Origin of the sequence: Methylophilus sp. UBA6697, from assembly GCF_002454655.1 — a bacterium.
GTDB lineage: Bacteria > Pseudomonadota > Gammaproteobacteria > Burkholderiales > Methylophilaceae > Methylophilus.
The window spans coordinates 1-16,895 of the sequence record NZ_DKJH01000002.1 but is presented as its reverse complement, the minus strand read 5'-3'; the positions used below and the strand labels follow the sequence as shown (position 1 = coordinate 16,895).

Below are 16,895 nucleotides of genomic sequence, written 5' to 3'. Positions count from 1 at the left end.
TTACTCGCTACGCACGACTGCAACGCCACCCAACTGGCGGATACGCTGCCCGACAAACTCTGACAAACGATCACTTAACGGCAGGTTATAAGCTTGTTGCAACTGCTGCAAGGCCTGTGCAGGCTGGCCCGCCGCTTGCAAAGAAATAGCATAAGCCACTATCCACTGTGCATGCCCGGGCCGCAACACGTTGGCGCGATCAAAGTGCGGTAAAGCGGCGGCATGCTGCCCGGTCTGCTGATAGGCCATGGCCAGCATCCATTGCGACTCTGCATCCTGTATCAACAGGTTGGCAACCGGCTTCAGCGTTTGCAATACGGCTTCAGGCTGAGCATGCGACAACTGCCATTTGGCCAGTGACTTGGATAAGCCAATTTGCCCCGGAAACTGCTTGATTCCGGCTTGCAGTACAGCCACCGCTTCCGGCTCCTGCTTGGACTCGAACAAATAAGTTGCCAGCAACTGTCGCGCATCCTCTGACTGCGGATACGTCGTTAAGGCCTGGCGCAAGATGACCAGTGCTTCATTCAAACGCCCTTTTTGCTCTTGGTCTACAGCGCGTTGAATCAGCAAGTTCACTTCTTGCTCGGGACGTATCTGCTTGTTCACCACACCGCGAGGACCTGACTCATCCTCACTGTTTTTAGCGAGTTTGACGGCATTGCCTGGCTCAATGGCAGTCACTACAGGGTTGGCTGCCGTACCTTCAGCGGGGTTAATCGTAAACTCCCCCTCCACTTGCGGCGGTATGGTTTTAGCGCTGACCGGTTTAGTCACCACCGGCTTAAGAGATGGTTGTGCAATGTCTTTCACTGGCGTTTGCCACGCGCTAAATAATGCTTTGGTGAACTGCGGATGCGACCAAGCTGGACTGTCGGCAGTGGCAACCGCGGCCGCCGTGCTGATCTCTGCCCCGGCGGCTGGCACAACAGGGATTGCTACCGCTGACGGCACTGGCTGTTCAACCACTGGCTTCGGATCAAGGCGTGCCACCAGCATTGGCCAATTGACCAGCAATGCGCCGATCAGCGTCAAGAACAACAGCCCCCATACCAGTTTACCGATCCAGGCCGTGGCAACTGATCCTGAATGGGATAACACTGGCTTGACCTGCCCAGCCCAGGCATTGCCAGCGCTGGCATCAAGCGTTGCCCCGCCTTGACGGGCCTCAACATTTTGCAATACCTGATTAATTAAGCTCAAGTGCTTCCCCAATAGTTAACTAACGACCCAGACCTGCCATGGCCGTATGTAATGTCACCCACCATTTAAAGCCATGCCCTAACCAGCGATGCTGCGCCTTGACGCTTGCCTGGGTATCCATAATGGCGGCCCTGACATCTTCTGCGGAGACGCCTTGCTGACCACGCCCAAATGCCGACAGCAAAGATTTATGCGCCAGGATATTCAGCAGCCTGGGAATACCATTGGCATAGCGGTAGAGCAAACGCAGGCTGGCAGGCGTAAACACCATGCCTCCCTGATACCCAGCAATATGCATACGATGATTCAGGTAAAACCCCAATTCTGACCACTGCAGGCCTTTGAGGTGATACTCGAAGCCAATACGCTGACGTAACTGGCGAATGGAGGGATGATTAATGCGCTCTTCCAACTCCGGCTGGCCAAAAATCACTACTTGTATCAATTTGCGCTTCTCGGTTTCGAGGTTGCTCAGCAGGCGCAAAGCTTCCAGTGTTTCCAGCGGCATGGCTTGTACTTCGTCCAGGCACACCACCACGTGGCGGCCTTCATCAGCAAATGTGAGTAGCTTGCGGTTAAGCGCATCAATCATGTCATGATGGGTAAAATCAGGCTTGAACGCCACGCCAAACTCAGTCGCCAGCGTCATCAGCAAGGCATGTGGATCAAGGTAAGGATTGGGGATAAATGCCACCTTGCAACTGGGCGCCAACGCCTTGAGCAGGCGGCGGCACAACAAGGTTTTACCGGTACCCACTTCACCGGTAATTTTGACAAAGCCTTCGCCGGACTGAATCGCAATCAATAGCGTATTCAGCGCCTCTTGCAGGCTACGCGTTGCATAATAAAAACTGGTATCCGGGGTGATGGTAAACGGATATTCCTTCAACCCAAAATGCTGCAGGTACATGCCCGCTCCTAAAAACTGGTATCACTCTTCAGTTTATCAACCCGGTCCTGACTATCAAGCATATCTTGCGCCCAGCTTTCGCCACTACGCACCACGGTCGATTTCAGCAAAATAACCAGTTCAGTTTTGGTGCTGGCGAGATCTTTCTGGCGGAATAAGTTACCCAGGAACTTCACATCCCCCAGGCCAGGCACTTTGGTACGGGTATTGTCGACAGTTTCAGACATCAGGCCACCAATGGCAATCACGCTGCCATCTCTGGTACGCACAATGCTGTCTGTTTCGTTAATGTTAGACGACGCCGTTGGAATGGTGTAAGTCCCGCCGTTGGCACTGGACAAAGTCACAGTCCGGTTCACTTGTGTCACATCACTGATAAACGGATGCACGTGCAGAATAATATTGTCATCCCTATCAATCTGCGGTGTCACGTCCAGTGAAATACCAGAGAAGTATGGTTGCAGCTGAATATCCGGTGTCACAATCGCGCCACCTGTTGTTGTTGTCACATTGGTTTTCACGTTAGTGACATAAAAAGCGTCATTACCCACCTTGAGCACGGCTTTCTGGTTATTAATGGTCGCAATACGCGGACTGGAAAGCACTTCTACATTCCCTTGTGTTTCGAGGAAGTTCAATAAAGCCGAAAAGCCTTTGCCCTGCACCGCCAGCGCGAACATTGAGCCGCCAAGAGAAGTGACAGCGTTATTACTTAATGCACCAGGCTCAGTCGTCGTCACGGTGCCATTGGTTAAATCGCCAGTTTCACTCAATGAGGCATTGCCATTGATGTTACCAAAGGTCACATCGCGGCCACGGGTATGTCTGGCGGCTGCCCAGTTAATACCTTGTTGCGAGTTTCTGTTTAACTGCACCTTGATGATTTTGGCTTCCAGAATCACCTGGCGGTCTACGGTCACCTGCATCAGGCTCAAAAACTTCTCAACCTGGCGGATTTCTTTAGGCATAGCTTTCACCATGATCAGGCCAGACTGCGCATTAATCACGACTTTACGGCCGTTTTCTTCACCAATCAGGCTGCTCAGGGAACCGGCAACTTCGTCCCAGAAGTCATTATTGGTACGCATACTCACATCAGAGGCATACACTTGCAGATTAGACGCGCCAGAACTCCCACTGCCTGCTGCGGTGCCAGTACCCGTACCGCTACCTGTCCCTGATCCGGTCATGGCTGCCGCCTGACCAGCTACGCCTGCCGCGCCACCGGCACCAGAGCCACTGGCAGTACCAGAGGTCACGCGCGTTGCGGAAGTGCCTCTACGCGCACCCGTAATGTAATTCACCTGGAACACACGAGTCTGCAAAGTTTGCGGCTCGACAAAAATCTGCTTGCCACTCATTTTGTATTCATAGCCATACAAATCACGCAAGGCATTGAGGGCTTCAAACAAGGTCACATCGCGCAAGTTGATTGAAATCTCACCTTTAAGCTCCGGGCTCAATGCAATGCTGTAAGGGCTGCCAGACACAATGCCCATCAATACCTGAGCGGCAGGTGCTTTGTTCACTACCAGGTCAAACCTGGGCTCAACGCGTTTGGCTAATGCTTTGGGCGGCTCAATCTTGAGTGGTTCGAACAATTCATCTGTGACCTCTTTCGGCGGTGGCGTCACCTGCGCTTGAGCCTTGGCCGCTGATGTCGCCAATTCGTTCTGAATTTTAGGGTTAATCGATGTATTGGGGGGCGCAAACGGATTACTGGTACATCCAGCCAACCCGGCACCTATCATCATCAAACCCAAGGTATTCACAAATGTTTTCATAGCAGTCTCTCTATTGATGTTCCCTTGCTTATCCCGTTAAGCGGGACCTGCAAGTGTTTGTCACTTTATTTCTCAATCTTTGTTCTTTTAATTTTTTTGGCCGTTTTTTTGATGCCTGCCAATGGCTGCACTGGTTCCATAAAACTGGACAAGCCCATCCTGAGTACTTTCTTCTCGCCCAGCTTGCTGATAAACACAGCTTGCTGATTTTTTACCGACGACAATTTAAAGCCCTCGTAACTATTACCCACTTGTACCATCTGGCCATTCACCACAGCAAAACCACTCTTACCGTTTTCCTGTATCGCCGTCAGCTCCCAGGGCCTTTCTGCCTCGGCCTGCGTATTAGGCAAATATTCCATGACGGATGCCGGCGGCTTGGTTGGGTCAACCATGCCATCGGCCATTGCTGACTGTGCCAGGCCTATCATCACAACTATTATTATTAACAAGCGCATGCTAAATCCCCAACCATGCATTTTCACCACTCAGGGTATACACCTGAACCGTCAATTCGCTGTCTGGATACTGAGCCTTGAGTTCAGCACTTTCCCAGGCCAGCTTTTGCCCAATGGCTTTTAAAGATTGTGCATAAGCCATCAATGCAAAATACTTACCTTTCAGGCGCACCTTCACGGCATGCTGATACACGTGCGGCACATTCTTCCACACCTCCTCAGCATTAGCAGGTGCCGCGCCACCTGACGCAGGGTCGGCTTGTGTCTGTAATTGTTTTCTCTGCTTCTCGATAAAGTCGACCACAGGCAGTGACTGCATTTCCACCACTTGCACATCGGCATGCTGTTGCAATAGTTTTTTCAGCAATGCCACCATGTCTTGTGGCGGCACCATATAAGAAGACACCTTGACCAGATCAGCAGACTGACTGTTAATGCGCTGCGTGGCCTCGTTAATATCATGCTGCAATGCATTGGTGGCTGGCGGCGGCGCGGCCTGCGTGGCTATCGTCGTCATTTGCTCAGTCAAGGTCGTTGTATCGTTCTGGATCTTAATCACTTCCTGCTGCGTACTCGCCAGTTGCACACGCTGTGGCTCCAGCAAAAACGTATCCATCAGGCCCACCACGGCAAACAAGCCGGCGCCAAAAATCATCCAGCGCTCCCGTTGGGAAAGCGCCAGCCATTTGTTACTCACTGTCTGAAATTGCTCAAATCGCATCGGTCACTTCCCTGGCGTCGGCTGAGCTTGGGTGGTTTGACGCACAAAGTCATCCCAACTCACGCTGTTCTCGCGTTTTGCCTGGCTTTGCAAATCGCGTCCTTTTACTTCGAAGGCATATACCTGCAACTTAGCTTCTTCCTCATGCGCGTTTTGGCTCGCGGTTGCTGGCGGCGCTACCGATGCCGGGGCGGCATTACTAGCCGCATAAGGTGCACCTTTACCAGCAGGCGTTGATTCAGGCACCGCAGCAGGCGGTGATGCGGCAGCGGCAGGCGCCGTTGCTGGCGATTGCGGCCGCTGCAACTCCACTTGCTTGAATTGGATGCCGGAGAATTGCGTGCCCTCAAAAATACGTTGTGCAGACAGCAAATCCAGATACTGCGGAATAGCTTCAGACTGCAATGCCTGCCCGGTCAGTGAAATATGCTGAGTACCAGGCTCAATCCTGAAGCCAGTCAACCATAACCCTGCTTGTTGCTGTGCGGTAAAGGCACGCATGTAATCAACCAGGTGATTTGAGGCATCAGAGATGGATTGCTGGAAAATCGCCAGAATCTGCGACTGCATATCAAAGCGGCCTTTGAGGGTTTTTAACTCGACTTCAAGTTTGCTGTTATCAATTGGCGTCACGCGCTGCGCAAACTGATCCACCTTCTTCTGCATGGTTTCATATTGCGTCACGGCCTGATTGCGCTGCGTTTGCAAGGCAGCATTTTCTGCTTCAAGGCCGGTAGACAGGTAAAACATCACGCCAGCTGCCAGCACATAAATGACGACGACAAAAGGTAAATTGAACCAGTCTTTGGATTTAACCAGCCCACCTTCAAACAGGTTAATCTGCTGACTCATGCCGCCGTCTCCTGACGCAAGGCAGCGCCTAAAGCGGGTAACAGCATGGCTTGTTTTTCCAGGCTGGAGAAGTCCTGGTCGGCAGGTAGCTCGACAATATCTTCCAGGTTAAAGACATTCACCGGCACATAGAGGCTGGAGCTCAAGCCGCTGACCAGGTAGTCGCGATTCGCTACTGGCGCGACCACCAGGCGATTCAGGCTCAGGTAAGGGAACTGGCGGTCGAAACTGTCCAGCGAGCGCTGCAGCTCAAGCACCAGTTTGTCAAAGTTACTTTTAAACAACTCGCCGCGGTCATTCAGAAAATCACGATCGAGCTCAATCAGGCGCGCATGATATAACTCGCCTTTGGCCGTAAACGTCAGCAAACATCCGCGTGGCAAAATGCTGAGCGTCACCAGCGCACGGTCTTCGTGTTCGAGCAGATGGGCAATATTGCGTTGTACCAGTGCGTGCACATCGACTGACTTCACATTAAAGCCCGCCTCGGATAATTGATTACCCACCGCAGAAACGATGGCTTTTTTAGCACAAATTGCCAACATCAATGGCTGCCGATTAGCGTAAGAAGGGTCTACCGGCACATCAATGCCATCGACGACAGCTTGCTCGACCGAATAGTCCAGCAAGCCTTTCAATTTCCAGCGCAACGCAGGTTTCACTTCGTTGTCCGGCATATTCGGTTTATCAATCTGCACAATATTGTATTGGTCAACATTGAGCACCAGGTTGCACGGCAAGGTCTTGAGGTCATTTTTGGTCACAAAGTGACGCAATGTGGACGTCGCATGCAGTGGTACCTGCTCAACAGCGGCAAATGACACCACCGGCTTGGCCCCTTCGGATGGCGGCGTCAAGGCGACAGTGCTGACATGCATATCGGTGTAGCTGATACCCACTTGCTGCTTGTTCTTTTGTCGTTTAAACCATTCCATAGAGGTAAGTCTGACTTTCTAAATATTTTTTTATTTAAAATCAAAGTATAACAACCACAACTTCAAGCTTTATCGGAGATTAGTATACACAAAAAATCCCCCAGGTGAAGCCATCACCCACTGCGCTAAATAACTGATATTTCATACGTTGCCTGAATACCACTTTGTTAACGCTTGATAGTTCATTTTAACAATAGCAACTTTAGTGCCTGAGCCTATGGTTTAAACCCATGATAAAAAGAACAAAACCACCTGATTAGGTGGTTTTGTGATCGCTAGAAGTTTTCTCGCATGTAGATAATGGGCGCTTTGTAGATACCGAAGGTGGCTCGGCCAATAGGATCCGTGGTACCGAACCACGGAATTGAACCACTGGTCGCGGCTGATTGAGACGCGCTATTACATGTCATCTCGCCGCCACCAGCCGCCCTCAGATTTACCTCTAAGTCCACACTCCCAGTATTGGGAGTCGTTCCAGTAATTCCAGGCGCGCTTAAACGCATATAGAGCACACCTTTGTTCATAGAAGACGCACCAGTGAGTTGAGTCTCACAGGCATTCAAATTACCTCTGTAATTGGTCATGACAATACTTGAGAGCGGGATCGTTGTACAACTGTCATTGATATTTCGTTTAAACCCAGTTCCATTCCAGTATTGTGCCTCAATGGGAACTGACAACGGCAGCAACTCTGATCCATGCGCAGAGGTCACAGCCAAGCGACCAAACCTAAATGCTGGGTAAGTAGGATTAGAAGCTGAGAGAGTGAACACATCTACTCTGGTTGCACTACTTACCGTGACCCCACCATCAACACCGCTTGGCTGCGCAGAAATCCTAATCATCTCTGGTGGTACAGCACTCGCAGGGCGAGTGACTTTATGCCCTGCTTGCACATTTGCAATGCCAGCCCCCCAGGTGCCCGATGTGCTCACACTACTGGCAGCTATCGTCGCGCCACTCGTTATCGGTGTACCCGCATCAGTTTTCATCTGAAACGAATAATTATTCCAGTTGCTCAGGCCAAATACGGCATAGTTTCCAGTGTAATATTGAGTAGTAACATCAGCCGCATTTTTAGCCTCCAGAACGAATGGCGTGATCAAGCCAGGGTCTTGATCATAGTAGGTAAAAGTTCCGCAGCCATCTGTATAACTAGTACCCGCAGTCACTTTAAAATGATCTGGAATAAAACGGCCGATATAATTACTTACAGTCTTATTGCCGAACTTACAACCTAATTTCTTGGGTGTTCTAGTATCATCGGTATCTGCAAAAGAGTTCTCGCAATCACCATTGGCACTATCAACGGCCGCATAAGTATCATCGTAAATACCCTCTACCTTGAACCTGAAATGACCAACCTCAGAATAAGTAAAAGCTGACCCTGAACTAACGCCCAAATTCGCTGCACCAAAGGTACCATTCACTTGCCCGACAGAGGTCACACCTGCCGCATGGGTCTCCAACTTTCCGCTATCCACTTTTGGCGTCCCTGTATAAGTTAACTCATTGGTTGAAACCGTCACACTAAAAGTATCAGTTCCAGCTCTACGAACAGGGGCAGATGTATGGCTCGGTGACAGTTGTTGCGGACTCACACTAGTCACGGATAAAGATGTTGGACGTATCGCAAAGTTATCAGACGAACATCCCGTTTTAGCCAAGCCTGCATCAGTAACCTTGCATCGTAAGTTAGGGTGCGGCCTTAATATATCACTGGCACTGAAAGTAACCTTTTTACGGCCGCCATCAGAAGCTGCGAAAGTCAGAGCCTTGGTTGCAACGACGGTAGCACCGCATGCACCCGCATTATCACTCACCAACTGCACAGTTAAACCTGTGGTTGAGTTATATGCTGATTGATTGCCGTTTGCCAGCAACGCGACCACATCAATATCAAAATCAGCTCCGATTACCTTAGTATAAAGCGGATTGCGCAAGGAGCTATTGGTCGTGCGATTGTTATACGTCAGTGAGTTCTCCATACACTCAAACGTGTTTACGCAAGGCGTATTGGTAAAGGTAAAACTACAGCTCTGTGAACTAGTGGTCGTGTTCCAGCACTTCACGCCACTCAGTGGCGTTTTAGTCAGCCCACTCACACCCAAGGTATAGGTGGCTGCGGCACTACCTTGCATCGTGACAGTTCCAATGGACTGATTTGACCCCAATGTGAACGGATCAGGCGTATCAGTCACTGTTGGTGTCGTTGGCGACACTGTCAGACTACCTTTTAATTCACCCGAACTCACCAGTTGATCGTCCGGACAAGGCACAGTGGAGGATAAGCATGCCAGCACTTTTACTTCGGTTGGGCAGAGTGTCGCAGTCCCCGCATGACGAATCTCGAAATGGTCGTAATTAGGCACAAAAGTGGAACCAACGACAAAGTCGTAACTAAACGTGTAGATTCCAGGCGCAGTAAAATCAAACTCAATCGCAGCACCGGTATCTTGATAAGTCGTGGTGATGGAGTCAGCAAGGCTACCGCTTTTACTAATTGAACACGCGGGCGGGTTTGACGTTGCAGTACTCCAGAAATCACTCCAGTAGCCAACACAATGATGGTCAAACTTACCGTTACGTTCACGGAATGATTCAACCACATCCAAATTGGCAGGAAGTGAAGTACTGGAAGGGCATGTACCATTCGTTAAAGGGTAGGTACCCACTACTAGCTTGCCATTAGTATCGGTATACCGAACACCACACCCATTATCGTTACCCCCTAAATAGGTATCCACCGCATGATAATAGCGGATTGGATTACCAGTACTGACTGTTGCTGTTGCTGGGATGGTGACGGTCACTTCTGCAGTGATGTAGTCAAGGGGATACGTATACTTCCAGACAATACTCACCGTTGGACTACTTAAGATTGAAGAGGTGAGCGAAAGACTGGAGGTCGTCGATTGTGTCACGCCTTGCGAAGTGCTCCCTGGCTGCACTGATGAGATGCTAAAACTGTTGTAAATTGTTGCGGCACTATAGGCAAAATGGTTAGCGCCATATATTCGATTGTTATATCGAATATACACGCCATTATCTAATAATGAATTGTAGGGATAGGATCCACTTGGATAAGTACCTGGTTGATACAACTGCCCGGAACCAAGCCGTTTAATTTGCATTTGCGTTGAATCCGCAATAGTGACCTCTAACGCATTACTGGCGTTAGTACCTCCACCATTGTTAAGCACTCTTACAGTTGCGTGCACGCTCCCGGTAAAGGCAAATACCACAACATACAATAAATTGATTAATACATATTTAATCAATCTGTTCATAATCAATTCCTGTTAATTACACTCTTCTGCCACCGTGCCTGGAGGGGCGCCAGGATCTAGGTATAAGCATCGACTAAGTGTGACAGCGATTTGTCGCTCTATACGATCTTGTGCACCTATCCCGCCTATCGAGGCAGTGGAGGTGATGCTATACATGCCAATATCCTGTGTATTGCCTTTGTCTTTTGGTACGGTTCGGCTGCATGTTAACAACACAGTAAAATTATTAATTGTCAAAGTTGTTGGAGAAGCAATACAGGATTTCATGGCATTTGTACCCGGCCCCAACACCTGAAAAGCAGCCCATTCCACCCCTGCCCTCGCCGCCAAATAAGCATTGGCACCTTGCACATCCTGAATCGTGCCCATTTGCGCCAGCAACGACAACCGCATGGAATACCCCACCAGTGCTGCAAGAGTCACCAGTAAAAATATTGCCACAGGCAACATAAATCCCTTTGCGCGATAAGCAATGCTTTTCATGGCGAATTCACCACATTAATCAAGTTAACCAATCTGGCAACGCCGCCGTTTTTGGCGAGCGTCAATTGCGCGGTGACCACGCTGGAATGTTGCATCACGCCTTCCGTATAGGTAAAACTACACTCAGTCACATCCTCAGCAACAACATTGGCCGTCAGTCCATTAAAGTTAGCCACACGCCCGGCGGTGATAGGGATATTTGAATACATCACCAATCGGCGATTAGCAAGATCGCAGGCATAAATCACGGCGCCATTTACCACGTAAAATCGGCCGCCCGGTGACGCAAATGGGAAAAGTGCGCCAGTATATGTGACCGAACTTGCGTTAGCACTCACTGGCCGAATATTGGTGCCGTCATACACATCGGCCCCCGCTATGCCCATGTTATAAATCACCAGTTGGTCATTGGCATCCACATTCACCATCGGCCCTAATACATCCAGTGTGAGACTGCCCGCATCGAAGTCCTCCTGCTGATAACGGCCACCGGCTTTAATCGGCACAAACTGCACATAACTACCGGAGCCACCCGGCACCCACACGCTGTTAGGCAACGCATTACGAATATCGCGCGACATACGGCGCAAGGAAATATCGGCACGGTCGGCCAGCTCGTAATAAGCTTCAGAATTCACATATGCCAGGACAGAGTTTTTAATAAAACTGACTGAGATACCGCCCAGAATGGCCATGACAACAATGACAATGACCAGCTCCACCAAGGTGAAACCAGACATAGAAAGACCCGGCTGCTTAAATGCGCGGCGCATAGCGAACCTTAAAACCCGTGAGGCGGATCACCGTATTGGCTGGCCCGTTCACTGTCACAACGATTTGCAACACAGCATCGGCTGGCAGCCCGGCAAACGCGCCAGCCCCCCCGGCTTGTGCGATAGCAACAGAAGCTGAATAAGCATTTAAACCTGCAATTGCGGTTGCATCCCCAATACGGCAAATACCCGTGCAGCCACCACCCGGCATGGTAAAACCGCCATAATCAGCCACATTATCAAAGGGGTTTGTCGCACCGTAACGACTCTCTCCGGCCGGAGAGGGGCCACCCAGGTTGGCTTGTGAAGTCGTGCAATCGGACGAGGCATTGGCCGTAGACGCATTCGGATCATCCGGATCGCAAAAGGTAAAAGGCATTTGCTGGATTTCTTGCATGAGTGATTCAGCAATCGCGATGGCTTGTTTGCGCGCAAGCGGGTCAGCTGAGTGCCCACTCATAAACGCCAGCGCGCCAATGACCCCGGCAATCGCAGTGGTCACAATGACAATAAACACGACCATTTCAACCAGCGAAAAACCACGATGGTTTTGTTTGCTGGTTGGTATGTGTTTATGGTCGTTGTGATTGCCTGTTTGAGTCATGTACCTCATTTGGTTAAGCACCAAATGGTTTGTTAGTGAATATAGCCTGTGTTTGCTTCGACCGAAATGCCCACAGACTGTAAGGCATTTTTGCGATTAGTCACGGTATAAGTAGCCAACTCATCGGGGACCGCACGGCCCAAGCCATCAAACCCCAATCCTTTATTAGAAGATTGAACGACAACACTGCGCGAAAAAGTGAGCACATATGCCCCTGCGGTCTCCGGGTTAATCACCACCTGCGCCGCGCCGCAATTAGGATCAAAACATAAACTGACCGTATTGGGCTCGACTGCATCGTTGTGTATCACAAACACTCTTTTGCGCTGAGCGATGGCCGTTTTCTGCGCATAACGCAGCGTAGAAGAAAGTAAACCCGCGTCACCGCGGGTTTCGAAGACATCACCACTTGCAAATCTAGGGGCGGCTACTGCTACCAGTATTCCAGTTAAAGCAATCACAACCACTAGCTCAACTAAAGTGAATCCCTGCGTAACATATCGCATCTTAACAATTAGTTACCGCCGCAATTTGCCGGGCTAAGGTTAGTGACCACACGTCCATCTGCCGCAGTATAAACAACGGTACACGCGGCAAAACCACCCACGGTATATGTCGCAGTACCATTATTGTAACCACCTACAAACTGCCCATCTAATTGTTGTAAGGCTGCAGTGATACCAGGCGCATCCCCAGTTGGCCATCCTGCAGCATTTACTGTGACGGCCTGACCATCCATTTGCACTTGTACTTGAGCAGCCTGACTTCCAGCTGCAATCCACGATGCACGTGCCAGATTGGCAGCTGATCGCAAAGAAGCCGCCAGGCCATTACCCGCTGCCACTCGCGCATTTGATTGCACGTTAACAAATCTAGGTAAAGCCGTTGCTGCCAAAATACCCAATACTGCAATTACCACTACCAATTCAACCAATGTAAAACCAGCTTGTTTTTTCATTACTCAGACTCCTAATCAAAAGTCCCTGCCCTTATCATCACAGCGGCAGGTTATAACTGCGTTAATTACCCATCAGCAAAATCTATGCCAGACAATTTTGGTCCATATTCATCACGCATCACAAACCATTCATATGCCAGAGCAAATGATTAACTACCCTTCAACATCACCGAACTCATATCCCATATCGGCAAGAACACACCCAGTGCTAACACCAACACCAAGGCACCCAAGAAGATAATCAAAATCGGTTCGATTTGCGCACCTAATGTCTTAACGTCATATTCCACGTCAGCTTGATACATATCGGCAACTTCTTGCATTAAATCATCGAGCGAGCCAGACTCTTCGCCCACGGCAATCATTTGTAACACCAGTGGATTAAACACGCCGGTTTGCGTGGCGGTTCTTAAAATGGTCTCACCGCGCTCAATGCCAGCAGACATACTGAGAATTTTGGCTCCGAGGTAATCATTCTCAACCGTCTGCGAGACCAGACGCAAAGCTGAAAGAATCGGCAAACCGCTACGTGTAGATAAAGCAAAGGTACGCGCAAATCTGGCCATGGTACCTTTGAAAATAATTTTTCCCGCAATCGGGATACGCATCTTGTGACGATCCCATTGAGCACGCCCGCTATCTGTACTTGTGTACGATTTGAACATCCAGACGATAGCCACAATCATGCCAATCAGCACAAACCAGTAATTACGCATAAAACTGGAAAACGCGATCAACATTTTGGTGACGAATGGTAAATCTGCATGCATGTTGGCGAATACTTTTTCAAACTGCGGAATCACCATCACGTTAATCACGACAATGGCAATCGCCATCGCGATGAGCACGAAGGTTGGATATTGCAACGCAGATTTGATTTGCCCGCGCATAAAGCGCTCAAATTCAATATGCTCGGCCAGCCGCAAAAAGATATTATCCAGATTACCCGTGCCTTCACCGACACGGATCATGCTGATATAAAAACTATCAAACACTTTAGGGTGTTCAGTCATAGCGACTGACAATTCGCGGCCAGAGTCCAAACTCACTCTTAGCTGGCCAACCACTTGCGCCAGCTTGGCATTACCAACCGAGCTTTGAATACCCGCTAAGGCACGCATAATTGGGATACCAGCCTTGAGTAAGGTATACATCTGCTTACTGAACAGCATGACATCCAGGCTGGTGACTTTTTCTTCAAACAAATTAAAGGCAACTGCACCAGCCGCTTTTTGCTTGATTTCAATCGGGGTAATTCTGGAGAGGATAAGTGCTGCACCCAACGCGTCGAGGTCGGCCGCTTCTTGTACGCCACTGACCATCATGCCATCGTCGGTACGTCCTTTATATTCAAATATCGGCATAGGCGGCGTTCTTTAAAAAGGCTTACTCTTCAAACTGATTATCGACACGCATGATTTCATCGAGCGTGGTCTTGCCATCTATCGCCAGCTGCAATGACTGATCGCGCAGGGTTTTGCCTTTTAGCCGCTCACGCGCTTTTTTGATGAAGACATTGGTATCTGGCATGTTGGCTGCCATCGCCAATTCATCGGTCATTTCCAAAAATTCGTATAAACCAACGCGCCCTAAATAACCGGTGCGGTTACAGTGCTGGCAGCCTTTACCCTGACGGAAATTCGTCACCACATCCGGTTGCTGTATGACCTGATTTAACCAGACCGACTCTGACTCAGTTGGTGTATGCTCGACGGCACAATGTGGGCAAATAAGTCGCACCAGCCGCTGCGCCAACACGCCTAACAGCGACATGGCGACCATAAAACGCGGTACGCCCATATCGATCAAACGTACTGGGGCGGTGGAAGCATCATTGGTATGCAATGTTGACAGCACCAAGTGACCAGTCATAGAGGCACGCAAACCGGTTTGCGCAGTTTCCTCATCACGCATCTCACCCACCAATACGATGTCCGGGTCCTGACGCAAAATAGCGCGCAATAACTTGGGAAAATCCAGCTCAATCTTTTCGTTGACCTGAGTTTGAATAATGCCCGGCAAACGATACTCTACCGGGTCTTCTACAGTAATCACCTTGGTCTCGGGTGTATTCAACTCACTTAGCGCAGAATACAAGGTAGTGGTTTTACCACTACCGGTCGGACCGGTGACTAGCACCATGCCACTTGGACGGCCAATCATTTTACGGAAACGTGCCAGCAAGTCCGGCGGCATGCCTAGTTTTTCGAGATGGAAATGCCCGGTATTCTGGATCAGCAAACGCATCACCACGGTTTCGCCATACTGGGTAGGCATGGTGGAGATACGCATATCCACCGCGCGGCCTTTTACGGTAAAACCAAAGCGGCCATCTTGCGGCAAGCGCTTCTCAGAGATATCCAGGCCGGCCATGATTTTGAGGCGCATCACCAGCGCAGTGGCAATCTTGCTATCCGATTGCGTCTGAAAGTGCATCACACCATCAATACGAAAACGGATCAGCAGTTTATTTTCTTGCGGCTCAATATGTACGTCAGACGCGCGCACTTGCACGGCATCTTCAAAAATAGTCTGCAACAGCTTAACAACAGGCGCGTCATCTATGCCCAGGTCAACGCCCATCAGGCTGGCAAGATCAACATTGCTGGCGGCGAGGTCTTCTTGCAGCTCCAGCGCCAATGAAGAAATCTGCTCGGTCTGGCGATAAGAGCGGTCAATGGTCTGCATGAGCAGACTTTCCTGCACGACGACAATATCAATGTCGCGTTTGAGCAGCCTGACCAACTCGTCATACGCATACACATCCGATGGATCAACCATCGCGATCAGGAAACTGTTGGGGCGCTCTTCGAGCAGGATGGCGCGGAAACGGCGCGACTGAACTTCAGGGAGTTTTTGAACCTGCTTCACGTCCAGTTCGTACTGGCCCAGATCCAAAAATGGGATATTCAACTGAGAAGCGACAGCCTCGGCAATTTGCCGCTCATTGGCGTAGCCTTTTTCAGCAATCACGCGGCCCAGGCGACGACCCGACTTGCGCTGTTCTTCCAGCGCCTGATCGAGCTGAGCTTGGGTCATGAAATTCTGTCTGACCAGAATTTCACCTAATCTAATTTTCTCGGGACGAGCCATGGCGTTGTAATTATTTATCTATATAGACTTTTCTTCGTCTATCATATCACCAACATTCTACCCTTACGTTTGTAAACAAGCTGCAAAAAATGTTTCATATCGTCCTTTTCGAACCCGAAATTCCGCCCAATACGGGAAATATCATACGCTTATGTGCCAATGCCGGCGCAAAACTGCACCTGGTCAAGCCCTTAGGCTTTGAGCTCTCTGACAAACACCTCAAGCGCGCAGGACTGGATTACCACGAATACGCCGAACTCACCGTCTACGAGAACTGGGCAGAATGCCAGCAAGCATTACAGGACAAGCGCATGTTTGCACTCACCACCAAAGGCAGTACGCGACACACTGATTTACAGTTTAAAGATGAAGATGTCTTTGTATTTGGACCAGAATCGCGCGGCTTGCCAGAAGACATCCGCGCACAATTTGCGCCAGAACATCGCGTCAGGCTACCGATGCTGCCGCACAGCCGCAGCCTCAACCTGTCAAACTCAGCCGCCATTTTGCTGTATGAAGCCTGGCGTCAAACGGGGTTCCCCGGGGGCGTGTGAAAGTAATAGGCAAAAAAAGCCCCGATTAAGGGGTAAATCGGGGCAACAGGCCTCATCGTAAAGGCTTCCGCTCAGGGAGGAAAGAAGCGGAAAGATGATTCATCATCATCGTGCTGATATGAGTCTTCTGCGTTTTGAAAAGTTCCGATAATTTATCACCATAAATCTAATTGAGTACGGATGGGCATGGCAACCTGACTTAGAATGATCTAAAAAAGCAATTCTTTAGTCTGTCAGCACTTACTCATACATACTGCCTTTTTCGCCTCTAGGCGAG

The 16,895-nt window shown here is 49.8% G+C and carries 16 protein-coding genes; 1 reads left to right on the top strand and 15 read right to left on the bottom strand.

The features are described 5' to 3' along the window. The 15 genes from B3355_RS00860 to B3355_RS00790 form a co-directional block, all read right to left on the bottom strand. Entirely contained in the window at positions 1–1,203 is a 1,203-nt protein-coding gene (locus B3355_RS00860) for a tetratricopeptide repeat protein (RefSeq protein ID WP_292779296.1), read from the bottom strand. Between the two features lie 19 nt (positions 1,204–1,222). Further along, entirely contained in the window at positions 1,223–2,113 is an 891-nt protein-coding gene (locus tag B3355_RS00855) for an ExeA family protein (protein ID WP_019881319.1), read from the bottom strand. An 8-nt stretch (positions 2,114–2,121) separates the two neighbouring features. Further along, on the bottom strand, positions 2,122–3,897 hold the full coding sequence (mshL, locus tag B3355_RS00850) for a pilus (MSHA type) biogenesis protein MshL (RefSeq protein ID WP_292779291.1): 1,776 nt from the start codon (positions 3,895–3,897) through the stop codon (positions 2,122–2,124). A gap of 65 nt (positions 3,898–3,962) precedes the next feature. Next, positions 3,963–4,355 (bottom strand): hypothetical protein, encoded by a 393-nt coding sequence (locus B3355_RS00845; RefSeq protein ID WP_292779288.1) that lies wholly within the window; start codon positions 4,353–4,355, stop codon positions 3,963–3,965. 1 nt (position 4,356) lies between these two features. Then, positions 4,357–5,076: a type II secretion system protein GspM gene (gene gspM, locus B3355_RS00840; protein ID WP_292779285.1), complete on the bottom strand. Its 720-nt coding sequence runs from the start codon at positions 5,074–5,076 to the stop codon at positions 4,357–4,359. A 3-nt stretch (positions 5,077–5,079) separates the two neighbouring features. After that, positions 5,080–5,928 carry a PilN domain-containing protein gene (locus B3355_RS00835; RefSeq protein WP_292779282.1) on the bottom strand — a complete coding sequence of 283 codons (849 nt, stop codon included), beginning with the start codon at positions 5,926–5,928 and terminating at the stop codon, positions 5,080–5,082. Then, positions 5,925–6,863, bottom strand: a complete 939-nt coding sequence (locus tag B3355_RS00830; protein WP_019881312.1) for a hypothetical protein — start codon at positions 6,861–6,863, stop codon at positions 5,925–5,927. Before B3355_RS00830 ends, B3355_RS00835 begins: the two co-directional genes overlap by 4 nt. Before the next feature lie 275 nt (positions 6,864–7,138). Beyond that, complete coding sequence (locus tag B3355_RS00825; RefSeq protein WP_292779279.1) at positions 7,139–10,153, bottom strand: DUF6701 domain-containing protein; 3,015 nt, start codon at positions 10,151–10,153, stop codon at positions 7,139–7,141. 12 nt (positions 10,154–10,165) lie between these two features. Further along, positions 10,166–10,636 carry a hypothetical protein gene (locus B3355_RS00820; RefSeq protein WP_019881310.1) on the bottom strand — a complete coding sequence of 157 codons (471 nt, stop codon included), beginning with the start codon at positions 10,634–10,636 and terminating at the stop codon, positions 10,166–10,168. Beyond that, positions 10,633–11,376 carry a prepilin-type N-terminal cleavage/methylation domain-containing protein gene (locus B3355_RS00815; protein WP_047514930.1) on the bottom strand — a complete coding sequence of 248 codons (744 nt, stop codon included), beginning with the start codon at positions 11,374–11,376 and terminating at the stop codon, positions 10,633–10,635. Before B3355_RS00815 ends, B3355_RS00820 begins: the two co-directional genes overlap by 4 nt. A 16-nt stretch (positions 11,377–11,392) precedes the next feature. Then, positions 11,393–12,013, bottom strand: a complete 621-nt coding sequence (locus B3355_RS00810) for a type II secretion system protein (RefSeq protein WP_292779273.1) — start codon at positions 12,011–12,013, stop codon at positions 11,393–11,395. Between the two features lie 32 nt (positions 12,014–12,045). Next, positions 12,046–12,519, bottom strand: coding sequence for a prepilin-type N-terminal cleavage/methylation domain-containing protein (locus B3355_RS00805; RefSeq protein WP_019881307.1), 474 nt, complete (start codon positions 12,517–12,519; stop codon positions 12,046–12,048). 8 nt (positions 12,520–12,527) lie between these two features. Continuing rightward, positions 12,528–12,971, bottom strand: a complete 444-nt coding sequence (locus B3355_RS00800) for a pilus assembly FimT family protein (RefSeq protein WP_292779270.1) — start codon at positions 12,969–12,971, stop codon at positions 12,528–12,530. Positions 12,972–13,120: 149 nt separating this feature from the next. Then, complete coding sequence (locus tag B3355_RS00795) at positions 13,121–14,335, bottom strand: type II secretion system F family protein (protein ID WP_292779267.1); 1,215 nt, start codon at positions 14,333–14,335, stop codon at positions 13,121–13,123. A 22-nt stretch (positions 14,336–14,357) separates the two neighbouring features. Next, a complete protein-coding gene (locus B3355_RS00790; RefSeq protein ID WP_349679989.1) occupies positions 14,358–16,010 on the bottom strand; it encodes a GspE/PulE family protein in 1,653 nt (550 codons plus the stop codon). A 143-nt stretch (positions 16,011–16,153) separates the two neighbouring features. On the opposite strand from B3355_RS00790, the gene trmL reads away from it, so the two are divergent. Further along, complete coding sequence (gene trmL / locus B3355_RS00785) at positions 16,154–16,618, top strand: tRNA (uridine(34)/cytosine(34)/5-carboxymethylaminomethyluridine(34)-2'-O)-methyltransferase TrmL (protein ID WP_019881303.1); 465 nt, start codon at positions 16,154–16,156, stop codon at positions 16,616–16,618. The last annotated feature ends 277 nt before the right edge of the window (positions 16,619–16,895 follow it).